The 22,270-nt window shown below is 61.8% G+C and carries 20 protein-coding genes; 13 read left to right on the top strand and 7 right to left on the bottom strand.

Annotation, left to right across the window (positions count from 1 at the left end; genetic code table 11):
- Positions 1-39 precede the first annotated feature (39 nt).
- A complete protein-coding gene (locus tag AC1DX4_RS23860) occupies positions 40-1,206 on the bottom strand; it encodes an ABC transporter substrate-binding protein (RefSeq protein ID WP_477222627.1) in 1,167 nt (388 codons plus the stop codon).
- Between the two features lie 237 nt (positions 1,207-1,443).
- On the bottom strand, positions 1,444-1,704 hold the full coding sequence (locus AC1DX4_RS23855) for a hypothetical protein (RefSeq protein ID WP_477222626.1): 261 nt from the start codon (positions 1,702-1,704) through the stop codon (positions 1,444-1,446).
- An 87-nt stretch (positions 1,705-1,791) separates the two neighbouring features.
- Between AC1DX4_RS23855 and AC1DX4_RS23850 the strand changes: the two genes are divergently transcribed.
- The 7 genes from AC1DX4_RS23850 to AC1DX4_RS23820 all read left to right on the top strand — a co-directional run bounded on the left by AC1DX4_RS23850 (position 1,792) and on the right by AC1DX4_RS23820 (position 10,482).
- Positions 1,792-2,691: a branched-chain amino acid ABC transporter permease gene (locus tag AC1DX4_RS23850; protein ID WP_477222625.1), complete on the top strand. Its 900-nt coding sequence runs from the start codon at positions 1,792-1,794 to the stop codon at positions 2,689-2,691.
- 10 nt (positions 2,692-2,701) lie between these two features.
- Positions 2,702-4,543, top strand: coding sequence for a branched-chain amino acid ABC transporter ATP-binding protein/permease (locus tag AC1DX4_RS23845; protein ID WP_477222624.1), 1,842 nt, complete (start codon positions 2,702-2,704; stop codon positions 4,541-4,543).
- Complete coding sequence (locus AC1DX4_RS23840; RefSeq protein WP_477222623.1) at positions 4,540-5,268, top strand: ABC transporter ATP-binding protein; 729 nt, start codon at positions 4,540-4,542, stop codon at positions 5,266-5,268. The genes AC1DX4_RS23845 and AC1DX4_RS23840 overlap by 4 nt, the downstream gene beginning before the upstream one ends.
- 397 nt (positions 5,269-5,665) lie before the next feature.
- The gene (locus AC1DX4_RS23835) at positions 5,666-6,985 is read left to right on the top strand and encodes a sugar ABC transporter substrate-binding protein (protein ID WP_477222622.1); all 1,320 of its coding nucleotides are present in this window, start codon (positions 5,666-5,668) and stop codon (positions 6,983-6,985) included.
- A gap of 18 nt (positions 6,986-7,003) precedes the next feature.
- Entirely contained in the window at positions 7,004-8,608 is a 1,605-nt protein-coding gene (locus AC1DX4_RS23830; RefSeq protein WP_477222621.1) for a sugar ABC transporter ATP-binding protein, read from the top strand.
- Positions 8,524-9,645, top strand: coding sequence for an ABC transporter permease (locus AC1DX4_RS23825; protein ID WP_477222620.1), 1,122 nt, complete (start codon positions 8,524-8,526; stop codon positions 9,643-9,645). The genes AC1DX4_RS23830 and AC1DX4_RS23825 overlap by 85 nt, the downstream gene beginning before the upstream one ends.
- A gap of 42 nt (positions 9,646-9,687) precedes the next feature.
- Positions 9,688-10,482, top strand: coding sequence for an SDR family NAD(P)-dependent oxidoreductase (locus AC1DX4_RS23820; RefSeq protein ID WP_477222619.1), 795 nt, complete (start codon positions 9,688-9,690; stop codon positions 10,480-10,482).
- A gap of 32 nt (positions 10,483-10,514) precedes the next feature.
- On the opposite strand, the gene AC1DX4_RS23815 is transcribed toward AC1DX4_RS23820, so the two are convergent.
- From AC1DX4_RS23815 to AC1DX4_RS23805, 3 genes are all read right to left on the bottom strand, one after another.
- Complete coding sequence (locus AC1DX4_RS23815) at positions 10,515-11,525, bottom strand: ABC transporter permease (protein WP_477222618.1); 1,011 nt, start codon at positions 11,523-11,525, stop codon at positions 10,515-10,517.
- Positions 11,522-13,039, bottom strand: coding sequence for a sugar ABC transporter ATP-binding protein (locus AC1DX4_RS23810; RefSeq protein ID WP_477222617.1), 1,518 nt, complete (start codon positions 13,037-13,039; stop codon positions 11,522-11,524). The genes AC1DX4_RS23815 and AC1DX4_RS23810 overlap by 4 nt, the downstream gene beginning before the upstream one ends.
- A gap of 67 nt (positions 13,040-13,106) precedes the next feature.
- Positions 13,107-14,036, bottom strand: coding sequence for a sugar ABC transporter substrate-binding protein (locus AC1DX4_RS23805; protein ID WP_477222616.1), 930 nt, complete (start codon positions 14,034-14,036; stop codon positions 13,107-13,109).
- 427 nt (positions 14,037-14,463) lie between these two features.
- On the opposite strand from AC1DX4_RS23805, the gene AC1DX4_RS23800 reads away from it, so the two are divergent.
- Positions 14,464-15,246, top strand: coding sequence for an SDR family NAD(P)-dependent oxidoreductase (locus tag AC1DX4_RS23800; protein ID WP_477222615.1), 783 nt, complete (start codon positions 14,464-14,466; stop codon positions 15,244-15,246).
- A gap of 151 nt (positions 15,247-15,397) precedes the next feature.
- Here AC1DX4_RS23800 and AC1DX4_RS23795 read toward each other — a convergent pair whose 3' ends face one another.
- Together AC1DX4_RS23795 and AC1DX4_RS23790 are read right to left on the bottom strand one after the other, a co-directional pair.
- Entirely contained in the window at positions 15,398-16,276 is an 879-nt protein-coding gene (locus AC1DX4_RS23795) for an N-acyl homoserine lactonase family protein (protein ID WP_477222614.1), read from the bottom strand.
- Positions 16,277-16,300: 24 nt separating this feature from the next.
- Entirely contained in the window at positions 16,301-16,822 is a 522-nt protein-coding gene (locus tag AC1DX4_RS23790) for a hypothetical protein (protein WP_477222613.1), read from the bottom strand.
- Between the two features lie 111 nt (positions 16,823-16,933).
- Here AC1DX4_RS23790 and AC1DX4_RS23785 point away from each other — a divergent pair, with 111 nt between their 5' ends.
- The 5 genes from AC1DX4_RS23785 to AC1DX4_RS23765 all read left to right on the top strand — a co-directional run bounded on the left by AC1DX4_RS23785 (position 16,934) and on the right by AC1DX4_RS23765 (position 22,183).
- Complete coding sequence (locus AC1DX4_RS23785; RefSeq protein WP_477222612.1) at positions 16,934-17,974, top strand: LacI family DNA-binding transcriptional regulator; 1,041 nt, start codon at positions 16,934-16,936, stop codon at positions 17,972-17,974.
- Between the two features lie 150 nt (positions 17,975-18,124).
- Entirely contained in the window at positions 18,125-18,955 is an 831-nt protein-coding gene (locus tag AC1DX4_RS23780; RefSeq protein WP_477222611.1) for an SDR family NAD(P)-dependent oxidoreductase, read from the top strand.
- Positions 18,956-19,014: 59 nt separating this feature from the next.
- Positions 19,015-19,815: an N-acyl homoserine lactonase family protein gene (locus AC1DX4_RS23775; RefSeq protein WP_477222610.1), complete on the top strand. Its 801-nt coding sequence runs from the start codon at positions 19,015-19,017 to the stop codon at positions 19,813-19,815.
- Positions 19,816-19,860: 45 nt separating this feature from the next.
- The gene (locus tag AC1DX4_RS23770; protein ID WP_477222609.1) at positions 19,861-20,769 is read left to right on the top strand and encodes an NAD(P)-dependent oxidoreductase; all 909 of its coding nucleotides are present in this window, start codon (positions 19,861-19,863) and stop codon (positions 20,767-20,769) included.
- A gap of 31 nt (positions 20,770-20,800) precedes the next feature.
- Positions 20,801-22,183 carry an MmgE/PrpD family protein gene (locus AC1DX4_RS23765; RefSeq protein WP_477222608.1) on the top strand — a complete coding sequence of 461 codons (1,383 nt, stop codon included), beginning with the start codon at positions 20,801-20,803 and terminating at the stop codon, positions 22,181-22,183.
- Positions 22,184-22,270: the final 87 nt, after the last annotated feature.

Here is a 22,270-nt window from a genome sequence, read left to right as displayed (position 1 = left end):
GCCCGTTTCTGTTCGCGCTTGGGAGGTGCGACAGTCCGATCAATCGGTGACTTCAACCCAGGTCTTGCTCTTGGCGTCATGCTTGACGAGCGTGACCTGAGCCGCGGTGATGGTGATGTGGCTTGTCTCCGAGAAGCCGATATTGCCTGTCATGCCCTTGAAGTCCTTCACGGCGTTGAAGCCTTTTTGCAGGTCCCCCGGCTTCGTCGACTTCACATCCTTGATCACCTGCGCCAGCATTTTGATGCTGTCGTAGGCGCCTGCCGAGAAGGGCGTGGCATCGACGCTGAATTTTTTCTTATAGGCGTCGCGGAATGCCAGGAGTTCCGGGCTGGGGTGCAGTTCGGTGGTCAGCATGGCGGTGATCATGCCGTCGGACAGGTCGCCTGCCAGGCTCGAGAAGGTGTCGTCGGCATTCGTCTCGTCATTGCCGTATACGATCGCTTCGTAGCCGATCGAGTGAAGGTCCTGCATGAACGCGGCCTGGTCCTGCGGCGTCAGCCACACATCCACGCATTTGATGCCTGCCGCCTTGATGGCGTTGACTTCGGGCATCAGGCCGGCAGTGGCGCCCGTCGACCAGTTCTCGGTGATGGTGTGATCCATCGCAATTTTCTTGCCAGCCTTGTCGTAGGCCAGCTGTATGCCGAAGAGTCCGCCCTGTCCGTAGGTCGAGGGATCGTGCAGCACGGCAAGCCCGTCGGGGCAATGCTTCAGGGCGTGCTCGCCGATCTTCTCACCCCAGGCGAAGGTGTTGAGACCGAAGTCGAACACCCATGGATTTGGTGGGCTCGTCGGTCCCTTCGGGTTGACGGTCAGTCCGCCGTCGTCGACGACGCCGATCGTCGGGAACTTGTGACGCTCGGCAAGCTGCGCGGTCACCGGGCCGGTATCGGGGGAACCCGCGATGACAATGGCGCCGGCCGACATCAGCTTTTGATAGAGCTGACCCGACAGTGTCGCCGACGCGTTGTCGTTGTGCGCGTCGAGCTTCAACATATGGCCGTCGACGCCGCCGGCGGCGTTGACCTCATCGACCGCCATCTGCGAACCGTTGACCGTGGCAACGCCTGTCGAACCGTAGGCACCGGTGGTGCCGGCGATCAGGCCAACAAGATAGTCGTCGGCAGCATTCGTCTGGATGGTTGCACCGCATAAGGCCGTTGCGGCCAGCAGCAAGGTAGACGTCGTCGCGAGCTTATTCATGTTGTTCCCTCCCTGCGATCGGCGGGCCTGTCTCCGACAATCCGATCGCCCTTTTTGCCCTGCGCCTCACTGGGACGCGCGTGTCTTCGCCCGGAATTTTGCCACCCACGACCCCCATCTTGTCAACGCGGGGTAAGCCGCTCGGGACGGGGTAAGAACTCTCCCAAAATGCAGCCCCGGAAGGAATTACATTGGCGCGATCGCGGCGGGAGAGGCTCACAAGAGAGAGCGCTTCCATCAGATTAGACGATTGATATAAAAAGATTTTTTGTCTTGCCTGCGATTGACGAAGAAATCGGTCATGCGTTTTTCGTCAGCGCGCAGCGCTTCTGTTATCGGTCGGGTCGGCGCACCGTTCGTCGCGTTCCTCATAGCTGTTATGTCACCGGCATTAGCTATTTCCGCGCGGGCTTTTTCGACTAGGTGTTCGGTATTGGCGCAGCGTGTCAAATGCGGACGTTGCGACAGGAAGCCCGGCCCGACAGGTCCCGTGAACATGGTAGGGTCGACCGGACGGACGCGACTTCCGCGGAGCGGTCGAAGCGGCAAGAAAGCCGGTGACGGCCGGATGATGGGGAGCCAACAGTGCTGCAATTCTTGCTGAGTGGCATTGCCATAGGATCGGTCTACGGTCTCATCGGCATGGCCTTGGCAATCTCGTTCTACGTCACTCGCATCATCAATTTCGCCCAGGGCCAGCTGATGATGGTGACGGTGATGATCACCGCAGAGTTGGTATCGTCCGGCTATCCGGTCTGGCTTGCCGCTGCTGCCGGGCTGGTCTCATCGTGCATCATTGGCGTTCTGTCCTATCTGATTGCCGTGCGGCCAATCCTGCTGTCGAACCGCTTCAGCTTCGGCTGGCTTGTATCAACGCTGGGCTTCGCGGTGATCGTCGAGAACGCTGCCGCCTACATTTGGGGGCCGACGTCGCAGGCCTTCCCGCCAATCCTGAACAGCATCAGCGTGCCGATCGGAAACGCCGTGCTCACCGGCCAGCAGCTTCTCGCGATCGCCACCGCCGCCATTCTCGCCGCCGGCTTCGAAATCGTGCGACGATATACGCTGTTCGGCAAGCTCGGCATGGCGACGGCAGCGGATCCGGAAATGGCATCCGCCATCGGCGCCAACACCACCGTGGTCGCCATCGTCGCTTTCGCCATCTCCGCGGCCTTTGCCGGCATCGCCGGATTGCTCATCGGGCCGACGACCTTCGCCAACCCTTATCTAGGCGACACGTTCGGTACCTATGGCTTCATCGCCATGATGATCGGCGGCGGCACGGAGCGGCCGATCGCTGCCATGTTCGGCGGTCTTGTGCTGGGCGTCTGTGCCGAAGGCGCCAACGGGCTCATCAATTCACAGGCTTCGGACTGGTTTCCCTTCATCGTGCTCGTCGTCATCCTGATCGTCTCGCCCAAGGGTCTGTTCAGTGCCAGCAATCCGCTCTTCCGTCCGCGCCGTCCGGCAGCGGCGAGCCGCTGAGGAGCGGGGTATGAATTTCACGACCGATCGCCAGGCATCGGCGGCCATCCCGCAAGCCGGCGGCTGGCGCACCGTGGGGCTTCTTGCCGTCATTCTGGCTTACCTGGCGGCGACGGCCTATGTGGCGCGATCCGATCTCGGCCTGCAAAACCTCGTGCTGGTGGCCGCCGTCTTCGGCATCCTCGCCATCAGCCTGGATCTCGTAGCGGGCATGCTGGGGCTCTATTCTCTTGGCCAGGGTGGGTTCTTCGGGATCGGCGCCTATGCGACGACAATCGTCGCCAACGACTATGGCTGGAATGTCTTCGGACTGTTGGTGATCGTGCTCGTCGCGGCCGGCCTCGTCGGCGTGGCCGTCGGCGCCATGTCCCTGCGCGTCAGCGGCCTATACTTCGCCATCACCACCTTTATCTTCACCTTGGTGCTGACGGTCCTCGCGACCGATATGGTCAATGTCACCGGCGGGCTTCAAGGTTTGCTCGGCCCGGCCTTTCCGGACTTCCCAGACGGTCTGCAGTGGCTCGGCTCGCCATTGGTCTGGTGCACGATGGCCGGGCTTTTGCTCTGCCTGATGCTGGTCTGGAACATCCGCCATTCACCGTTCTATCCGATCCTGCTCTCGATCCGCGACGCCGAACCGTTCGCGGAGGCGGCGGGCGCGCGCACCGCGGCGATCAAGGTCGGCGTTTTCGGGGTCTCGGCGGCGATGGCCGGCGGAGCGGGATGGCTGTTCTCCTTCCTGGGCGTCGTGTCTCCGAGCCAGTTCGACTGGTCGGTATCGCTCAATGTTCTGGTGATGGTGCTGATCGGCGGCATCAACACGACGATCGGTCCTGTGATCGGCGCGATGTTCGTCTCGATGTTCCCGAACGTCGTCAACATCAATCCGTGGCTGCAGGAGATCGTCTATGGCGCGCTTTCTATTCTCGCCATCACGCTTCTGCCGGACGGCGTCGTTGGAGTGGTCAAGCGTTTGCTGGCGCCTCTCATTGGAGGTTCTGCACCGGCGAGCGGGATTGTTGCCGTCGACGAACCGCTCCCCGCTGCGGCAATCCTTCCCGCGACCGCGCTCCCGACCACAGCGCCCGAGATCATCGTCGAATGCCGCGGCATCGAATTCGGCTATGGACTTGGGCCGAAGGTGCTGCGCAATGTCGATCTCGCGGTTCAGCGCGGCCATATCCACGGCCTCATAGGGCCGAATGGCTCCGGAAAGAGCACGCTCGCCAACGTCATTTCCGGCCGTCTCTCGCCTCATGCCGGCCAGGTTCTGGTCAAGGGGACAAGGGTCGACGGCATGCCTGCGAGCAGCCGCTCGAAACTCGGGCTCCGGCGAACCTTCCAGGCCGCGCAACTGGTCAAGGAACTGACACCGACGCAGAACGTCATGGTCGGTCTGTTCGATCGTGTGCCACGCATTGTGGGCCGTGCCGCGTTTTGGCCGATGCTTGCGTCCGGCCGCCGCGATATGGCGGCGATGCATCGTCGCTCCGCCGAAACACTTGCCCTTGTCGGGGCCGGCGAATGGACGTCCCGGCAGGTCGGAGATGTTCCGCACGGCATCGAACAGCTCACTCAACTCGCGTCGGTCTGCGTGGCGGGGCCGGATGTCATCGTTCTCGATGAGCCGGCGACCGGCCTCTCGGCGAAGGAGGTGAGGCATCTGGCCACGATCCTCGCCAATCTCAAGAGCCAGGGCGTCACGATGATCATCATCGAGCACCAGACGCGTTTTCTGTTTCCGCTGTGCGATCGCGTCACCGTGCTCAACGCCGGCGAAGTGATCCTAACCGGGTCGGCCGACGAGGTGCGTGCCGACCCCGTGGTCAGACAGGTTTATCTCGGCGAATGAACGAACAATCGTCCCCCGTACTGGAGATCAGCTCGCTGAGCGCTGGCTATGGCCGCTTCGACGTCGTGCGCGACATCGGGCTCTCGGTTGGCAAGGGTGAAGCGGTTGCACTGCTTGGCCCCAACGGCGCCGGCAAGACCACTGTGCTGCGCGCGATCATGGGCCTGGTCAAGCAGCGGCGCGGCCTGATCCGCATTGGCTCGACAGATGTATCCGACCTGCCGACCCATCGCATAGCGCGCGGCCTCGCCGCCATCGCGCCGGAGGGGCGGCGCCTGTTTCTCGACCAGTCGGTGGAAGACAATTTGCTGTTGGGCGCGCTGCATTTGCGGCATGACCGAGCGAGGGTCGAGAGGCTGCTGACCTCGGTCTACGATCTTTTCCCGGTGCTGAGGAACTATCGCCACCGGCTGTCGTCGTTCCTCAGCGGTGGGGAGCAGCAGATGGTTGCCATCGGCCGCATGCTGATGAGCGACCCCGAGATCATGCTGCTCGACGAACCCTCTGTCGCGCTGTCGCCGGTCGCCGTCGACATCGTGGTCAAGGCGATGCTGGAACTGCGCAAGCGCGGTGCGTCGCTCCTGCTCGTCGAACAGCGCATCGATGTGGCAACCCGGGTCTGCGACCGGCTCTATGTCATGACGCATGGCGAGATCGTCGAGGAAATGACGCCCGAAATTGTCCGTTCCGGCGGCATGTCGATACTCAACAAATATCTCGGCTAGCGGCAGGCAGGCATAGCCCTTTCAACGCAATGAAATACGCGGTCAGTGGCCGAGCCTTCCGATTGAGGCTCGGCGCTGCCAGCGGGCTCGCCTGCGCCATGACCCAGGACTCGCCCAGATGTGTATTTGCCTGTTACCGGTATCTAGATTCAGCTTAATCTTGGCCGTGATGGCAGTCTTCAATGACTCTGAAAAAAAGATGAGTATCTCAAGTAAATAGTTGATTTCAAATGATTTTATTGACGTATGAGTGCGAGATAGTTCGAATGGAATTGATCTGCTACCGCTAACATTTTTCCTTGCAAAGGCTCCTGAACCGGCCTAGCTTGCGTTCGATTGGTGGCCAGCACGCCAAACGGATAGCGAAAGAATTCCAAACGGCCTGGGGAGGTTTTTCATGTGCAATGATGTGGCGCTCGCAGAATTGCTTGCGAACAAAATGGATGGAGGCCGCTCTCGGCGGGAGTTTTTCAAATTGCTCGCCGCCGCCGGGTTGGCGGTTCCGCTGATGGGGAGGTCGGCTTACGCCGCCGATACCGCAGGAATCTTGAAGAAGCGCCTGAACTTCATGGATTCGTTCTACACCCTGAACAATGATTACTTCAATCAGATGGACAGCGGCGCCGGGCAGGCGGCCGCGGTGCTCAACATCGCGGAATCGCGCGAATTGAACAATGGCGACGTCAACGTCCAGAAGAGCCATGTGGAGAACGCCCCGAACCTTGGCATAGACGGCATCACCATGGTGGCCGCGACCGAGGGGTCGGAGGTCGATCTGCTGCGGTTGGTCAACCGGTTACGCATCCCGACCGTCAACAATCACACAAAGGCGGTTTGGAACACGCCGGTCGACAGTGGCGATTATTATGTAGCGTTCCATGCTCCCGCAAATGTCACGGCCACCCGGGCACGCTCGGCACAGGTGTTCGAGAGGCTGGGCGGCAAAGGGAAGGTCGTCTATATCGAGGGTATCCTCGGAAATCCGGTGGAGACCGAGCGCGGTCACGGCTTCGACCTCGCGCTGAAGGACTATCCGGGCATCGAACTCGTCGCCCGTCGCCCCGGCGGTTGGAGCCGCACCACGACCGCGCCGGCAATCGCCGATATCCTGACCGCGCATCCCGACATCGACGCCGTGATCGTCTCCAACGACGACTCCGCGGTCGCGGTCGTCAACGCCCTGGAGCAGCGCGGCATCAAGGCGCTGGTCAGCGGCTGCGACGCAATTCCCGATATGATCGACATGATCGCCAACGGACGCGCCTTCAACACTTATGCCTATGGTCCGGCCTGGCTGGGCGCCTATTCGACAGTGGTGGTGTTCGATTATGTCAACGGTTGGCGTCCCTCCTTACCCGAGCGGATGATGATTTTCGGAGGCTACATACTTGATACGCCCGAGGCCGCAAAGAAATACAAGGAACTGAATTCGGGATCGACATCACCTTATGACTTCCTGAGAATGTCGAAGGTTCTGCATCCGGACGATTGGAATCCGCAGAACCTGCTCATTCCTTTGCATCCCGAAGATCATTGGACGTGGCGGGGTGAGAAGCCGGCCAGCTATCAACTGCCGAAGGAATATGCGGAGGCCAAGGAAAAGGGCGAGTTCGAACGCGTTACCAAACTCTACGCCGATCGCTTCTCCACGGATCCATTCTCGCCGGTGCGCGCCCTGACGTCCAACAGCGGTCCGATCGTCATCGGCCCGAATTAGACGCGCTCAGCAGCGACCATGAATGGTTCTTCCTCAGCGACGGAACGACCCGGCACAGGTGATGCCGGTCACTTGGCTGCGAGCGAGCGCATTCGAGGCGCATCCTCGCCGCCACTTCTGGAAGTGCGGGACATCGGCAAAAGTTTCGGTGGCGTCCCAGCGCTTTCCGGCGTGAGCCTCACGCTGCGCAAGGGAGAAGTCATCGGCCTCGTTGGTGAGAACGGCGCTGGCAAATCGACGCTGCTGAAGACGATCAGCGGAAACCTCCGGCCCGACGCCGGCGCCCTGCTGGTGAACGGGCGACAGGTCTCGCTGCGTAGCTACGCCGATGCCAACCGAGAAGGCATCTTCCATATCTATCAGGATCTCGCCCTGATCCCGACGCTGTCGGTGTACGAGAATGTGCTGTTGGCGCACGAGGCAGCGTTCTCCCGCTTCGGCGTCATCGACAATCGCGCGATGCTGCGACACGTCACCGAACTCCTGGCGGATTTCGGCCATCAGCGCATAGACGCGACGCGGAAGGTCGAGACATTCGATCTTTCCACTCGGCAGGTTATTGAAATCATCAAGTCCTTTGCCCTGGCAAAACTGGCGGGAATTGAATCGCCGGTGATGCTGCTGGACGAGCCGACCGCCGCGCTGACCGGGGACGAGGTCGAATTCCTGATGCGGCTCATCCAGTCGGCTCGAGAGCGCGCCGCCATCATCTATGTTTCGCACCGCCTGTCGGAAGTCATCGAGATCAGCGACCGCCTCTACGTGCTGAAGGATGGCGCCATGGTCGCCGAATTACCAGCCGCCGACATAGCCGAGAACCGACTGCACGAATTGATGGTGGGACGCACGCGGGATGAGTTTTTCTATTGCGAACACAACCAGCAGGAGCCGCAGGACCGGACGGTCCTCGACGTGGCCGGCCTGACCCGAACCGGCTCCTTCGGCGATGTGACGTTCAGCCTTCGTGCGGGCGAGATCCTCGGTGTGGCGGGCCTGCTCGGCTCGGGCAAATCCGATCTTGGGCAAGTGCTCGCCGGCGCCCTGCCTGGGGCCACCGGAACCATCAAGGTCGATGATGCCATCGTTCCGGAGAACCGTTCGATCCAGACGATGAGTGACCTGGGCATCGGCTATCTGCCGCCCGATCGCCGGGATGGGGTGATACCGCCACTGTCAGTGGCCTCGAACATGAGCCTGGCCCGGCTGACGCGTCACGGCGAGACCTATTGGCTTGACCTGGCGGGAGAGAAGCGCGCGGCGCTCGAATTCGTTGCGACATTGGGTATCAAGACGGCGGGGGTAGACGCGCAGATATCGACCCTGAGCGGCGGCAACCAGCAGAAGGTGCTGCTCGCACGATGGCTGCTTCGTCAGGCCAAGATTCTCATTCTCGACAATCCGACGAACGGGGTCGATGCCGGTGCGAAGGAAGAGATCTACAGCGTACTCCGGCGGATCGCCGCCGAGGGCGTCGGTATCCTGCTGATCAGCGACGACCTGCTCGAGCTGATCGGTCTGAGCAACCGCATTCTCGTCATGTGCGGCGGCAACGTGGTGCGCGAGGTGCCAGCGCCGCCGAAGAACAAACCGGGCGAAGTCGAGCTCGTCGCGGACATGGTCTAGGTCGCGGGCAACCAGGGAGCAGGACGATTCAACCGATAACGCAGGACCCATCCGCCGCGGCGCGGCCCACCGGCCATTCCAGCCCTCGGCAACAATCCTGGCGGCCGCAAATCTCCGTGGCGGCCATCAGTCCGTGGTTGGCACTGATCGCGATGATCATCGTGTTTACAGCGTTGAATGGCCGTTTCTTTACCATCGGCAACGCCATCAACATCCTGCAGCAGGCGGCAGTTCTTATCGTGCTCAGCGTTGGCGGCACCTTCATCATCCTGATGGGCAGCATCGATCTCGCCGTCGGTTCGATGGTTTCACTGGCCGGAATGAGCGCGGCGATGCTGATACGCGACCATGGCGAATGGGCGGTCATTCTGGTGCCATTCATCACCATGTTGGTCAGCGCCATCGCCGGCGTGCTGTTCGCCTACGCCAGGCTTCCGTCGTTTCTGACCACTCTGGGCATGCTTTACGCGATCAACGGCATGACGCTTTATGTCACGCAGGGCGCGGCGATCAACCTGCCGACCGACCTGGTGATCGGATCGATCTTCAATGGCAGTCTCCTGGGGGTGCCCACGGTCGCCCTCTGGGCGATCGGTATCGCGCTCGCAGCGATCTTCGTCGCCAGGCGAACCCGCTTCGGTCGGTTCATTTACGCCATCGGCGGCGGTGAGACGGTTGCCAAACTCTGCGGCGTGCCGGTTGCGCGCTACAAACTCTACGCCTTTCTGGTATCCGGATTTCTGTCCGGTGTGGCCGGGATATTCCTTATGCTCCGCATCGGCGGCAGCGACCCCACAATGGGCGACCCGATGCTGCTGCCGGCGATCGCCGCGGTCGTCATGGGCGGCACCCCGCTCACCGGGGGCGTCGGCGGGCCGCATCGGACGATACTGGGCGTTCTCATCATAACGATTCTGCAGAACGGCATGAATCTCGCCAATGTGAACCCCTTCCTGCAGAACGTGGTTCTTGGCGCCGGCGTCATCGCGGCCGTTGCCGTCAACATGGACCGCAAGCGGCTCTTCTTCGTCAAATGACCGATAGGCATGAGGCGATTTTCATGAACTCAGGAGGCAGTAATGCGAGCGAAATATGATTTCTCCAGACGGTCGGTGCTCGTTATCGGCGGCACGACGGGAATAGGGCGTGCCACGGCCCTGGCCTTTGCTGAGTCCGGCGCCAATCTGTACGTGGCCGGCCTTGGCAGCGCTGAAGGCCGCAGCCTGATCGAGGAGGTCGGGCAGCGTTTTCCCGGCATCGCCATCGAGTTCGCCGAGGTCGACGTCCGCAGCGAGGATGCGGTCCGCAAGTTTCACGAAAATGCCTACAAGCGCTTCGGGCGCATCGACGTCGCGTTCAACAATGCGGGGGTTCCCGGCAAGACGGCGCCGATCCATGAACTCGACCAGGCCGATTTCGACCTGATCACCGAGGTCAATCTGCGCGGCATCTTCTTCGGCATGAAGTATCAGATCCCGCATATGCTGGCGAATGGCGGCGGAGCGATCGTCAACACCTCGTCGCTGTTCGGCGTGATGGGTTACGCCACCACGGCCGTCTACTGCGCCAGCAAATGGGGCGTGATCGGGTTGACGAATTCGGCCGCGCTCGAGGTCGCGAGATCGAATATCCGCATCAACGCGATTGCACCGGGATCGACCATGACACCGCTCCTCACCAACATGTTCGGCGGTGAGCAGAGTGCGAGGGATACGGTCCTGCCATCGTTGCCAATGGGCCGGATCGCCGATCCGTCGGAGATTGCCCGCCTGGTGTTGTTTCTGGCATCGGACGAAGCCTCATTCATCACCGGACAAGCCGTCATCATCGACGGCGGCGGCTTTGTCGCCGGCGCTGACAAGACAGCCGCCTAGACTGTTATCGAAGTTCAACCAGCGCTTGCCCTCTACGCCGAAGCGGCATAGCGCCGGGCGAGCGCGGACATCCCGACTGCCAGCACGAGAATCCCGCCCTTGAAGATCGGCTGGAAATGGGTGGGCGCGCCGAAGATGCTGAGCCCGTTGAATCCCACAGCCAGGATGAGCACCCCGATCAAAGTCCCGGAGATATGGAATTCGCCTTCCCTCAACGTAGCGGAGCCCAGGAAAACGGCGGCGAAGGCGTCGAGAAGATAGCCGTCGGCCGCCGCCAACGTGCCGCTGCCAAGCAGCGAGGACAGCAGCGTTCCGGTCAATGCGGCGCAGAAGCCGGCGGTGGCGAAGGCAAAAATCTTGATGCGGTCCACCCGGATGCCGGAGAGCCGCGCTGCCTCCAGATTGCCGCCGACAGCCTGCATCTTCTGGCCGATGTCGGTCTTGTTCAAGATGACCCAAAGCGCGATCAGCACGATCACCATGATGATCACCGGATTGGGCAGGCCGAAGACGAGCCGGCCGAGCGAAATATCGGTGAAGGCACGAGGGATGCCGGTCGCGATCGGGAAGGAGCTGTAGGTGAAGCCGATGCCCGTCAGCATTGTTCCAATGCCCAGCGTCGAGATGACGGCATTGATCCTCACCTTCGTCACCAGCACGCCGTTGAAGGCGCCGATCGCGGCACCGAGCAGCAGCGCGCAGACGATGCTGAGCCAGATCGGAAAACCCTGGTAAGCCATGAGGCCGGTGACGATCAGACCGACGAAGCTCGCTACGTAGCCGATGCTGAGGTCGAACTCGCCAACAACAAGCGTATAGGTCAGCCCGGAGGCGATGATCGCGGTCAGGGACGCCTGGCTGAGGATGTTGAGGAAATTGGCGCGCGACAGGAAGATTCCTGGTGCGTTCGCCGAGAAAAAAACCACCATCAGCAGCAGCCCAACGATCGTGCCATAGCGGGAGAGCCAGATTAGCGCGGTCCGCTTCCACGAGGATTTTCGCAGCGACGCGTCCTTCGCCGCGGTTCCGGCCTGGGCCATCATGCGATCTCTCCTTCTGTGTCATTGGTGTCGTGGTAGCTGAGCTCGATGATCCGGGCCTCGGTGATATCGGAGCCGGTCAACTCGCCGGTAATGCGGCCTTCACGCATGACGAGGACGCGGTCGGCGAGAAGCGTGAGTTCCTCGACATCAGATGAAATCGCAAGGATGCCGACGCCGGACCGGGCGAGCGCCCGGATCGCATCATGTATCTCTTCGCGGGCGCCGACATCGACGCCTCGTGACGGCTCGTCGAGAATGAGGAGCTTGGTTCCGGCATTGAGCCAGCGGGCGATCAGCGCCTTTTGCTGGTTGCCGCCTGAAAGACCGCCGATCCTCGTCTCGATGCTTGGCGTTTTGATGCCCAGCTGAGCCACGAGGCCCTCCGCTTGGCGGCGGGACTTCCGGCCCGATACGAACGGCAGACCTGGAATGGCGCGCAGCTTCTTCAACGTCGATATGTTGATGTTGAAGCCTACCGACTGCTGCAGCATCACACCCTGCGAGCGGCGCTCCTCCGGAACCAGCGCAATACCGGCGCGCACGGCTTCAGCCTCGTTGGCGATATCGAGCCGTTTGCCGTCGAGCTCGAAATGGCCAGCATCCGGCCGGGCCACGCCGGCCACGAGATGGGCAAGTTCGGTCCGTCCTGCGCCGACGAGGCCGCCGAGCGCAAGCACCTCGCCCTTGTAGAGATCGAAACTCACGCCGTTCACGGCGCTCTTCCAGGCAATTTCGCGGACGGAGAAGATCGGCTGCCGGTTGCGGTCGGTCGCGAAACGGGCGCGCTCGTCCGGTGGGCGTATGTCATGGCCGATGATGGCTCTGACCAGGCCCTTCTTGTCAAGCGCTCCGCGCTCCGCGGCGTCGACGATCCGCCCGTCGCGCAATACCGTGATCCTGTCGCAAAGCTGAAGCACCTCTTCCAGCCGGTGAGACACATAGAGGATGGCCACGCCCTGGGCGGAGAGATCGCGGATGATGGCGAAGAGTTGTTCGCTCTCCGGGCCAGACAGCGAGGCGGTGGGCTCGTCCATCGCGATCATGCTGGCGTCGCGTACAAGCGCCTTGCTGATCATGACGAGCCAGCGCTGGGCCACCGAGAGTTCGGAGACCTTCGTCTCGAGCGGAAAACGGATGCCAACGCGTTCGGCGGCGGCACGAGCGGCAACGCCGGAACGCCGCCAGTCGATCATGCCCAAACGCGTGACCTTGGGTGCGCCAAGCAATATATTCTGCAGCGCGTTGAAATGCGGGATCAGGTTCAGTTCCTGGTGGATGAAGGCAAGCCCGGCCTGCTCCGAAGCCTGCGGCGATCCTTTTTGCAGGTCGTCGCCGGCCACCGTCACGCTGCCTTCGTCAGCCACCGTTACCCCGGCGAGACAGCGGATCAGCGTGGACTTGCCGGCGCCGTTGGCGCCGACCAGGCCATGCACCTTGCCGCGCTCGATGTCGAGATCGGCGTGGTCGAGGGCAAGTTCTCCAGCGAAGGACTTGGTCAGGCCACGGATTTGCATCCAGGGCCCGACTGAGGCGGCGGGCGGCATCTAGGCGCGCCGCTCCGCCAGCTGCCGCAAAGTGGTCTCACATTCCATTGGGATGGTCGGCCATGAACTTGTCGACATTGTCCTTGGTGACCACGATACCGGGGATCTGGATATCCTTCGGCTGCCAGGAAGCGCCGGCCTTGATCGAGTCGAGTACTGCCTGGAACACTTCCTTGCCTTCCTGGAAGGCCGGCTGCCAGACGGTCGCCGTCAGGTCTCCTTCCTTGACCAGTTGCAGTGCTTGCGGGCTGCCGTTGATGGAGACGGTGGTGACGTCGGTTCGGCCGGCCTGGCGCATGGCGGCAACGGCCCCCTGCATCGGCTCGTCCCAGCAGGCCCAGATGGCCAGCGGCTTGTCCCCGCCGGCGGGGTGCGCCGTGAGCCAAGCGGCGGCGGTCGCGTTGCCGAACTGGACCTGTCCCGGCGCCGTCACTTCACTGTAGTTGACCTTGACGTCGGACTTGCCCTTCACGCCCTCATCGAAGGCAACGCCGCGGTCGATGCAGAGCTTTCCGGGGTGGAAGGTCATCGCCAGGACGTCGGCCTTCCCACCGACCTTATCGGTCAGGAATTTCACCGAATCGTCGCCGACCTGGCGGCCGCTGGTCGTCACCACGATGCCGGGAACGATTTCGCCGCCCCACGTGGCGACGGGAATGCCTGCGTCGCGCGCCGCGGCGAGACCGGAGCCGATGGAGCTGCTGGCAAAGGCGAGCACGAAGATCGCGTCGACTTTTTGCGCGGCGAAAGAATTCATTGCAGCGTTCGCTTGGTCCGCGCTGGCCTGGGTATCCGTCACCTTGACATCCCAGCCGGCAGCCTTGGCGGCCTCGGTCGCGCCGCCAATGACGGCTATATTGAGCGCATCGTTGGCCAGAAGTGCAACGACGCCAAGCGTTTTCGCCTCAGCGACGGTGGCAACCATCATGGCGCTGGCCGTCAAAGCGGCAAGCAGTAGTTTGTACATTTGGAAACTCCTCCCTTTCGTTTCAGGCCGTCCCCACGACGGAGCCGGCGCCTTCCTTGCACGAGGGCTCAATGAATTGGTTGCCCTCGCATTCTAAAGACCCGCTCGGCGGCTAAAGTGCACCGAAGCGGTATGCCTGTCCAAGGTCGAGCAGCGCCAGCAGATCAGATTCTACGGTTTTGCTCAGGGTTTGGACCCTCGTATTTGATAGCGGTATCACGTTCACATTTGAAAAGTCGGAAGCCGGACAGCCTGAAATCACTCTAAAATCCACTTTTCGTTCAAAAACAAACAGCCATTGCCGCCTTCCTTGCGTCTTTGCTTATTTTCTCTTGTTAGCGGTATCACGTCAAGGCTATGGATGGCGAGGGCGCAGGTGAATTTTGCCGCGGGTATCTTGCGGTCGCGGACTACAGGAGGACCAACCATGCAAGTGAAGTACGATTATTCCGGGAAGAACGTCATCTTGATCGGTGGAACGACCGGCATTGGCCGCGCCACCGCGCTGGCGTTCGCCCGGGCGGGTGCCAATCTCTACGTTTCGGGGATCGGCGCCAAATTCGGAGAGAGCCTCAAGGAAGAGGTGAGGCCGCTTGGTGTCGAGATCGAGTTCATGGAAACCGACGTGCGCGACAGCAAGGCGATGGCCATGCTGCACCAGAAGGCCTTCGACCGTTTCGGCAGGATCGATGTCGCCTTCAACAATGCGGGTGTGCCCGGCAAGACGGCGCCCGTGCACGAACTGGACGACGCGGACTATGATTTCCTGATGGACGTCAATTTGCGTGGGATTTTCAATGGGCTAAGGCATCAGGTCCCGCATATGACAGCGAAGGGCGGAGGTGCGATCGTCAACACGTCTTCGCTGTTCGGTGTCATGGGTTTCGCCACCACCGCCGTCTATTGCGCAAGCAAATGGGGCGTGATCGGTCTGACGAACTCGGTCGCGCTGGAAGTGGCCCGCAAGAACATCCGGGTCAACGCCATCGCTCCCGGCTCGGTCATGACGCCGCTGTTGAGCGGCATGTTCGGCAGCGAGCAGAGCGCGAAAGATACCGTTTTGCCGATGATTCCCATGGGGCGCATCAGTGATCCGTCGGAGATAGCCCAACTTGTGCTGTTCCTTGCCTCGGATGCAGCCTCGTTCATCACCGGCCAGGCCATCGTGATCGATGGTGGCGGCTTCGTGGCAGGCGCGGACCAACTCTGAAAAAGCAGGGCATGACTCAAATCCGACACCATGCGGATGTCGGATTTGAGGAGCGGTGTATGCTCGGTAGCGTCTGAGGCTCGTGGCAATCCGGCCTCGCCAGAGCATTGCCACAGTTTGGGGCAGGGCGCCTGCGCCCTGTCGCTCTGGCTCAGCCGACCCAGCTCTTCTCGCCCTTCGCGAGTGCGATCTCCACGACCTGCAAGCCCTTGTCGGTGAGCCGCGAAGGAAATGTGGTGCGCAGCCGATCCTCGTGGACAGGAATCACCCGCCGCACCTCGCCACCCACCAACTTCAGCATTTGCGCGCTGGCGAAGATCAAATTGTGCTGACTTCCGACGGCAAGGCCAATCGGCACGATCTGCGGCGCTTCAGGATCGAGGCCGGTCAGGTTGTCGTATGTGTAGATCAGGTCGCCCGCGAAGATCCACTTGTCCTCACCATTCTTGGCGCCGTCGTTGCGGACGGTGACGTACATGCTGCCATAGGTATGGGTATCCGCGGCCAGATGGACGTCGATGCCCGGCAGGACATCCTCCTGGTCGCCGTCGATGCAGATCATCCGGCCTTCCTTCGCCGCCTCGACGGCGCGTACGATATCGGCCGGATCGCCGCCGCCGGTCAGGAAACGATATTCAGGGCTCAAGGTCAGAGCCCAGATCCATTTGTCCAGTTCGCTTTTCTGAATATAGAATTTTGCGTTTGGAAACAGATGGATGGCGCCCATATGGTCGAAATGGGCATGCGTGATGAAGACGCTGGTCACGTCTTCCGGGCTGACACCGCACTCGGCCAGGACCGCTCGCGGCTCGTGATAGTTCGAGACCCCGTAGGCGGTCGCCAATTGCTCGCCATAGGCTACGTGATCGTAGCCGGTGTCGATCAGGATCGTCTCGCCCTTTCCCTTAAGCAACACGTAGGCATAGGGCAGTTTGCGCGTGCCCTGATGCTGGGGGCCGTACATCATCACGCTGAAGGGGAATTTCTCCACCGCCGCATATTCGAGCACCCAAATCGAGTAATCCGCCATACTTTCCTCCCTGATACAATTGGCCTAGGTGACGTTCTGCAGCAGGCGCTTCGGCGCGTGGGTTGCGCAGCAGGCCTGCCCGAAATCGACAAGTTCGAAGCCCGGCAACAGACGGGTCGTCGTTCGAAGGTGATCGCTTGATGCCCGCAACGTCCGCACGAGCGCGTCGCTTTGCTCGGAGGCGTCGATGCGGCTGTAAGCCAGTGCCGCGACACAGGCCTGGAGGAGCGTCTCGGCGGCGCCACGCAGGTGGTAATGATGATGTCTGGCGATGTCTGGAGCCACAAGCGCGCGCACCTCTTCGAATGCTCGCATCGCTGCGTCCCGCGCGCCGGCGAGCGCGCCTTCAGCAAGCGCTGCGCGGCTGCGCGACGTCATCAGCAACAGCGCATAGCCCCCGACCTGCGTCAGTGTCTGGCTGATCGCCTGTTGCGCCGGCCGGGCCGCCGCCACATAGCGCAGCACCGCCTTGTCCGCTTGGTTGTTCGCTGTTCTGTCCATTGCGATCGCCACGGCATCCTGAATGCGCAAAATCCTGTCAGCCAATACCCTGTTTTGGTAGCGGTAACAACAAAATTACAGATTTCTGCCGCCAAGGCTTGTTTGTGTGTCCGTGCAATGATTTGATTTCTGTCGCCACGTCGGATTGTGACAGGAATGCCGAAAAGATCATCTGGAGACGGAAACCCGCAGACGGGCAGCGCCAGGATGCGAGACGTCGCGGCTCGCGCCGGCGTCTCCACCATGACCGTTTCAAGAGTGCTGAACGGGCCCGGCAAAGTCTCCGAGGAGATGCGCGAACGGGTACTGCGGGTGGTTCGCGAGATCGGCTATTTGCCGAACCACCTGGCCGGCAGCCTCTCTTCGAATCGGTCCACGACGATCGGCCTCATCGTGCCGAGCATCGACAACTCGATCTATACGCAAACGGTCAAAGGCCTGTCGGAAGTGCTCAAGCGCTCGGGCTTTCAGCTGATGATCGCCGAGTCCGGCTATGACCCCAACGAAGAGGAAGAATTGATTAATATCTTCCTCAGTCAGCGGGTGAGCGGCCTGGTCCTGCACAGCACCGAGCATACACCGCAAGCGGCGGAGAAAATCCGAAAATCGGGCATACCCGTGGTCGAAAACGGCAATATACCGGAAGAACCGCTGGATATGGTGGTCAGTTTTTCCAACCGTGAAGCGTCCTATGCGATGACGATGCATCTCGGCCGGCTTGGATACCGCAAGATTGCTTTCGCCAGTCTTTACTCGGTGCACAACGACCGCTCGCAGGATCGGCTGCAAGGCTATCATGCCGCGTTGAACCAGCTTGGGCTCGATCCCGACCCCCGCATAGTACTGGAGACCGAGCGAGGTCTCGCTGCCGGGGCGGAAGTCATGGCACGCGTTGTGCAGAGCGTGCCGGAAGTCGATGCGCTGTTTTGCGCAGGCGACGTGCTGGCCGTCGGCGCCCTCTTTGAATGCCAGAAGCGCGGTTGGCCGGTCCCGGGCCGGATCGCTCTGGCAAGCTTCGACGACGTGGACCTTCTGCGCCACGTCAGCCCCTCCGTCAGCACGCTGAGGCTGCCGCGCTATGACATCGGCGAACGGACGGCGCGAATCCTGCTGAGTCGAATCATCGACGGCGCCGAGCATCTGCGGGGCAGCGTGATCGATCTGAAATTCGAATTGATCCAGCGCGAAAGCACCTGACTTCAGATATCCGGTATCACCCGTTGCATCGCTGACGTCGCTGCTCTAAGCTTGAAATCTGTTACCGGTAACAGATATGAATCGCCGCGCAGCCCTGTATCGGCCAAGGATGAGGACGTTGATGATGCTCACAGAGCAGCGGAGCAGGGTATGAGCGTGGAGGAGACGGCACCGCCGGTGCTTCCTGTCCAGGCGAAGGCTCTGAGCGGACGCCGCGCACTGATCACCGGTTCCACCGGGGGGTTGGGACAAGCGATCGCCACTCGGCTTGCCGAGGCCGGCTGCAGCGTCATGCTGCATGGGCTCGAAGCGCCTGACGCGGTTGAGCCGCAGCGTGAAGCACTTGTCCGCAGGACTGGCGCGCAGATTGCCTATCACAGGGCCGATCTGTCCACGCCAACGGGTGTGGAGTCGCTCGTTGCAGCCGCCGGCGTCGAACTTGGCGGGGTCGACATTCTGATCAACAACGCGGTCGTAAGGCATTTTGCGTCGATCATGGATTTTCCGCCCGAACAATGGGATTTGGCGCTGGCCGTGAACCTCTCGGCCATTTTCCATGCTGTCCGGTTGTTGCTGCCGAGGATGCGGGCGCAGAACTTCGGTCGTGTCTTCAATATAACCTCCGTCTACGGCATGCGCGGCACGGCAGGTCGCGTCGGCTATGTGACAACGAAATCGGCTATCCTGGGCCTGACGCGGGCCGTGGCCTTGGAGAACCTGGACGTCGACGTCACTTGCCACAGCCTCTGCCCAGGTTCGGTCCTGACACCCGGCACCGAAAGCCGGGTGGAAGAATTGATGGTGGATCGAGGCATTGACCGCAGTGCGGCAGAGCGCCTGTTCCTGGAGGGCAAGCAGCCGGGCGGCAGCTTCGTCTCGCCGCAGAGCGTGTCCGATCTCCTGGTTTTTCTCTGCGGGCCGATTGGCCGCGACATGACCGGAGCCATGCTTCCGGTCGAGGGAGGATGGCTTGCCAGCTAATCGGATCCGGATCGACGTGATCCGGCACAACGGCGGGCTGGCGGCGAAAGGAGCCACACATGGATGAGACCTACGAACTCTACGCCGTTCGCTACGGTCACCACGACCGCAATGCAGCCGCGAATTTCATCGGCGGCGATCCGCATGATGGTCCGATGCCGCTGGACTACTTTGTCTGGGCCATCGTCGGCAAGACGCGAACCTTCGTGTTCGACACCGGCTTCGACGCCAAGGTGGCGCAGAAGCGGCAGCGGCATTTGCTGCGGCCGGTCGACGAGGGGCTGAAGATGATCGGCATCGACCCCGACAAGGTCGAGGACGTCATCCTGTCGCATATGCATTTCGATCATGCGGGCAACCACGACCTGTTTCCGCATGCCCGCTACCACGTTCAGGACGTGGAGATGGCTTATTGCACCGGGCGTTGCATGTGCCATGACTATCTGCGCCACCCCTTCGCCTACGAAGACGTGGCGAGCATGGTCGCCAAGCTCTTCGCCGGGCGGGTGGCGTTCCACGATGGGGTGAGCGAGATCGCCCCGAACCTCACGGTGCATCGCGTCGGCGGCCACTCGAAGGGATTGCAGGTGGTCCGGGTGAAGACGGCGCGCGGCTGGGTGGTGATTGGCTCGGACGCTTCGCACTTCTACGCCAATTTCGAGCAGAACCGACCCTTCCCGGTGCTGGAGAGCGCTACCGACATGCTGGAGGGCTACGCCACCATGCGCAGGCTCGCGAGTTCGCCCAAACATGTCATTCCTGGCCACGACCCGCTCGTCCTGACGCGCTATCCGGCCGCGTTGCCAGGGGTCAACGATATCGTGCGCCTGGACCTCGATCCGATTGCGGCAGCGCCTTGAGCGCGCAGACGCGATCTGCACCCAACCTATAAAGCGGAGATCACGATGACTAACCTTAAACTGGGTTTTGCCGGTATTGGACGCATGGGAATGCCGATGGTGAAGCGGCTTATTGCGGCCGGCTACACAGTAAGCGTCTACGACACCAACGACGCTGTCGTCTCGGCGTTGACGAGAGAGGGCGCGGGAAGGGCCAAGACCCCGGCGGAACTGATGGGCCTGTCCGATGTGATCCTCTTGTCGCTTCCAACGCCAGAGATCGTGCATGCCGTGGCGCTTGGGTCCAATGGGCTTGTCTCGGGCAAGGGCGCAAAGATCGTCATCGACCTGTCGACCACCGGCCCGCGCACCGAGCGGCAGGTGGCCGAAGGCCTGAAGGCCGCTGGCATTACGACGGTCGACTGTCCGGTAAGCGGGGGCGTCGGCGGCGCCGAGAAGGGCACTCTCGCCATGATGGTCGCCTGCGACGTGTCGACAATGGAGACGGTGCGACCGATCCTCGAGACACTCGGCAAGCCGATCCATGTCGGCGCCGAGCCGGGCATGGGGCAGATGATGAAGGTGATCAACAATCTGATGTCGGTCACGGCGCTGTCCATTGCCTCTGAGGCGCTGGTGCTCGCCACCAAGGCCGGGCTCGATCCCGATATCCTGATCGAGGTGATCAATTCGGGCAGCGGAAGCTCGAATGCGACGATGACCAAGATTCCGAAATTCGTGCTGACGCGCAGCTTCGATTTCGGCTTCTCGATTGGTCTGTCTGCGAAGGATATTCGTCTCTGCCTCGAGGAAAGCGACGCGCTCGGCGTGCCGATGATCGTGGGCGGCGCGGTACGGCAACTTCTGACGGTGGCAAAGAGCGATCTGGGCGCGGATGCCGACCTTACCGAAATCATCAAGCCAATAGAGGGCTGGGCCGGCGTGACGGTCGCCGGCGCCAAGGCGAAGAGTTGATCCTGGCAATGTGCGGATCGGATACGCGCTCATGACCGGCGGCATCCTACAGCCTTCCGCAGCAGGCCTCTCGCGCCGGCTCGCGGCTTTCGTGCATCGCTCACGCTGGGAGGACATCCCGGAACCGGTCCGCGCGCACGCGATGAAGGCCGTCTTCAATGGCTTTGGAACGGCGCTCGGTGGCTCGTCCGATCAGGCGGTGCTGCGGCTGACCAAAAGCCTCGCGCCTTTTTCGGCCGGCGAGACCGCGACCGTCATCGGCCACGCCCAGCGCCGGGACGCGTTGACGGCCGCGTTCCTGAACGCCGCGGCGATAAATGTCTTCGATTTCGACGACACCCATGCTGGCACGATTATCCATCCCACCGCGCCCGTCCTGCCCGTCTTGCTGGCACTTGCGGAAATGCGCCCGGTCAGTGGAGTGGAATTGCTTCATGCCTTTGCTCTCGGGGTGGAGGTCGCTTGCCGCATCGGCAATGCAGTCTCGCCTGACCACTACGACCGCGGCTGGCACATCACATCCACATGCGGGATCTTCGGCGCCGCCGTGGCTGCGGCGAAGCTCCTTGATCTTGGCGAAGACGAGATACTCTGGGCACTTGGCAATGCCTCGGCACAAGCTTCAGGCCTCGTCGAGACCCTCGGCTTCATGGCCAAGAGCACTGGCGTCGGCAATGCGGCGCGCGGGGGGCTCACCTCCGCCCTAATGGCACAGTGCGGGGTCGAAGGGCCGCCGCAGCCGCTCGAAGGGCCGCGCGGCTTCCTCAAAGTCTGCTCGGACCATACTAAGCCTGAGCGGATCGAGGACGGACTGGGCGCTGAGTGGGAAATCATGCGCAATATGTTCAAGCCATACCCCTGCGGAGTGGTGCTGAACCCTGTGATCGACGCTTGCCTCACCGCTCGTGCCACCGCCAATTTCTCAGCAAGCCAGATTGCCGGGGTTGTCGTGCGCGGCGCCCCCTTGCTCAAGGCCCGCGCCGATCGCCCCGAAGTCACCACGGGGCGCGAGGCGCAAGTGAGCGCCCAGCATGCGGTGGCCGTCAGTCTGTTGCGCGGCCATGCGGGTGCGGAAGACTTCAGCGATGCCGCGGTGAACGATCCGCAGGTCAAGGCTCTCCGTGCCAAGGTGCGCCCAGTCGAGGTCGACGCCGGCGCGTCGGTCGAAGCCGCTCATGTCTCAATTAGATATGCGGATGGCTCTTCTGCAGTGACGTCCGAAAAAGTTGCTACTGGCAGCCTCGCCCGGCCCATGTCGGACGCAGCACTCCGGGAGAAATTTGCCGCCCTCGCGCGATACGGTTGCCCGACACTTGCCGCAGATTCGCTTTCTGATACGCTTTGGACGCTTGCCGATCAGAAAACCGTCGGTGATCTCATGATGCTCGCTCGCCCCGAAGAGGCACATCCATAGGCACTTGCTCAAAGCGCCATGAAAAGGTGCTTCAGCTGGAGCGCAACGAAGGGCGGCAACGGCGCTATTTCGCCAGCCTCTGCCTCC

It is taken from the genome of Mesorhizobium sp. P3_A8, from assembly GCF_056402995.1.
This window is presented reverse-complemented; position numbering and strand designations above follow the sequence as displayed.

Excerpts from the sequence above, each read along its gene's own strand:
- AC1DX4_RS23830 (WP_477222621.1), top strand. The coding sequence starts at position 7,004 with ATGAATGGTTCTTCCTCAGCGACGGAACGACCCGGCACAGGTGATGCC.
- AC1DX4_RS23785 (WP_477222612.1), top strand. The coding sequence starts at position 16,934 with ATGCCGAAAAGATCATCTGGAGACGGAAACCCGCAGACGGGCAGCGCC.
- AC1DX4_RS23800 (WP_477222615.1), top strand. The coding sequence starts at position 14,464 with ATGCAAGTGAAGTACGATTATTCCGGGAAGAACGTCATCTTGATCGGT.
- AC1DX4_RS23765 (WP_477222608.1), top strand. The coding sequence starts at position 20,801 with ATGACCGGCGGCATCCTACAGCCTTCCGCAGCAGGCCTCTCGCGCCGG.
- AC1DX4_RS23845 (WP_477222624.1), top strand. The coding sequence starts at position 2,702 with ATGAATTTCACGACCGATCGCCAGGCATCGGCGGCCATCCCGCAAGCC.
- AC1DX4_RS23815 (WP_477222618.1), bottom strand. The coding sequence starts at position 11,525 with ATGATGGCCCAGGCCGGAACCGCGGCGAAGGACGCGTCGCTGCGAAAA.
- AC1DX4_RS23840 (WP_477222623.1), top strand. The coding sequence starts at position 4,540 with ATGAACGAACAATCGTCCCCCGTACTGGAGATCAGCTCGCTGAGCGCT.
- AC1DX4_RS23805 (WP_477222616.1), bottom strand. The coding sequence starts at position 14,036 with ATGTACAAACTACTGCTTGCCGCTTTGACGGCCAGCGCCATGATGGTT.
- AC1DX4_RS23795 (WP_477222614.1), bottom strand. The coding sequence starts at position 16,276 with ATGGCGGATTACTCGATTTGGGTGCTCGAATATGCGGCGGTGGAGAAA.
- AC1DX4_RS23810 (WP_477222617.1), bottom strand. The coding sequence starts at position 13,039 with ATGCAAATCCGTGGCCTGACCAAGTCCTTCGCTGGAGAACTTGCCCTC.
- AC1DX4_RS23835 (WP_477222622.1), top strand. The coding sequence starts at position 5,666 with ATGTGCAATGATGTGGCGCTCGCAGAATTGCTTGCGAACAAAATGGAT.
- AC1DX4_RS23775 (WP_477222610.1), top strand. The coding sequence starts at position 19,015 with ATGGATGAGACCTACGAACTCTACGCCGTTCGCTACGGTCACCACGAC.
- AC1DX4_RS23820 (WP_477222619.1), top strand. The coding sequence starts at position 9,688 with ATGCGAGCGAAATATGATTTCTCCAGACGGTCGGTGCTCGTTATCGGC.
- AC1DX4_RS23855 (WP_477222626.1), bottom strand. The coding sequence starts at position 1,704 with ATGTTCACGGGACCTGTCGGGCCGGGCTTCCTGTCGCAACGTCCGCAT.
- AC1DX4_RS23780 (WP_477222611.1), top strand. The coding sequence starts at position 18,125 with ATGAGCGTGGAGGAGACGGCACCGCCGGTGCTTCCTGTCCAGGCGAAG.
- AC1DX4_RS23770 (WP_477222609.1), top strand. The coding sequence starts at position 19,861 with ATGACTAACCTTAAACTGGGTTTTGCCGGTATTGGACGCATGGGAATG.
- AC1DX4_RS23860 (WP_477222627.1), bottom strand. The coding sequence starts at position 1,206 with ATGAATAAGCTCGCGACGACGTCTACCTTGCTGCTGGCCGCAACGGCC.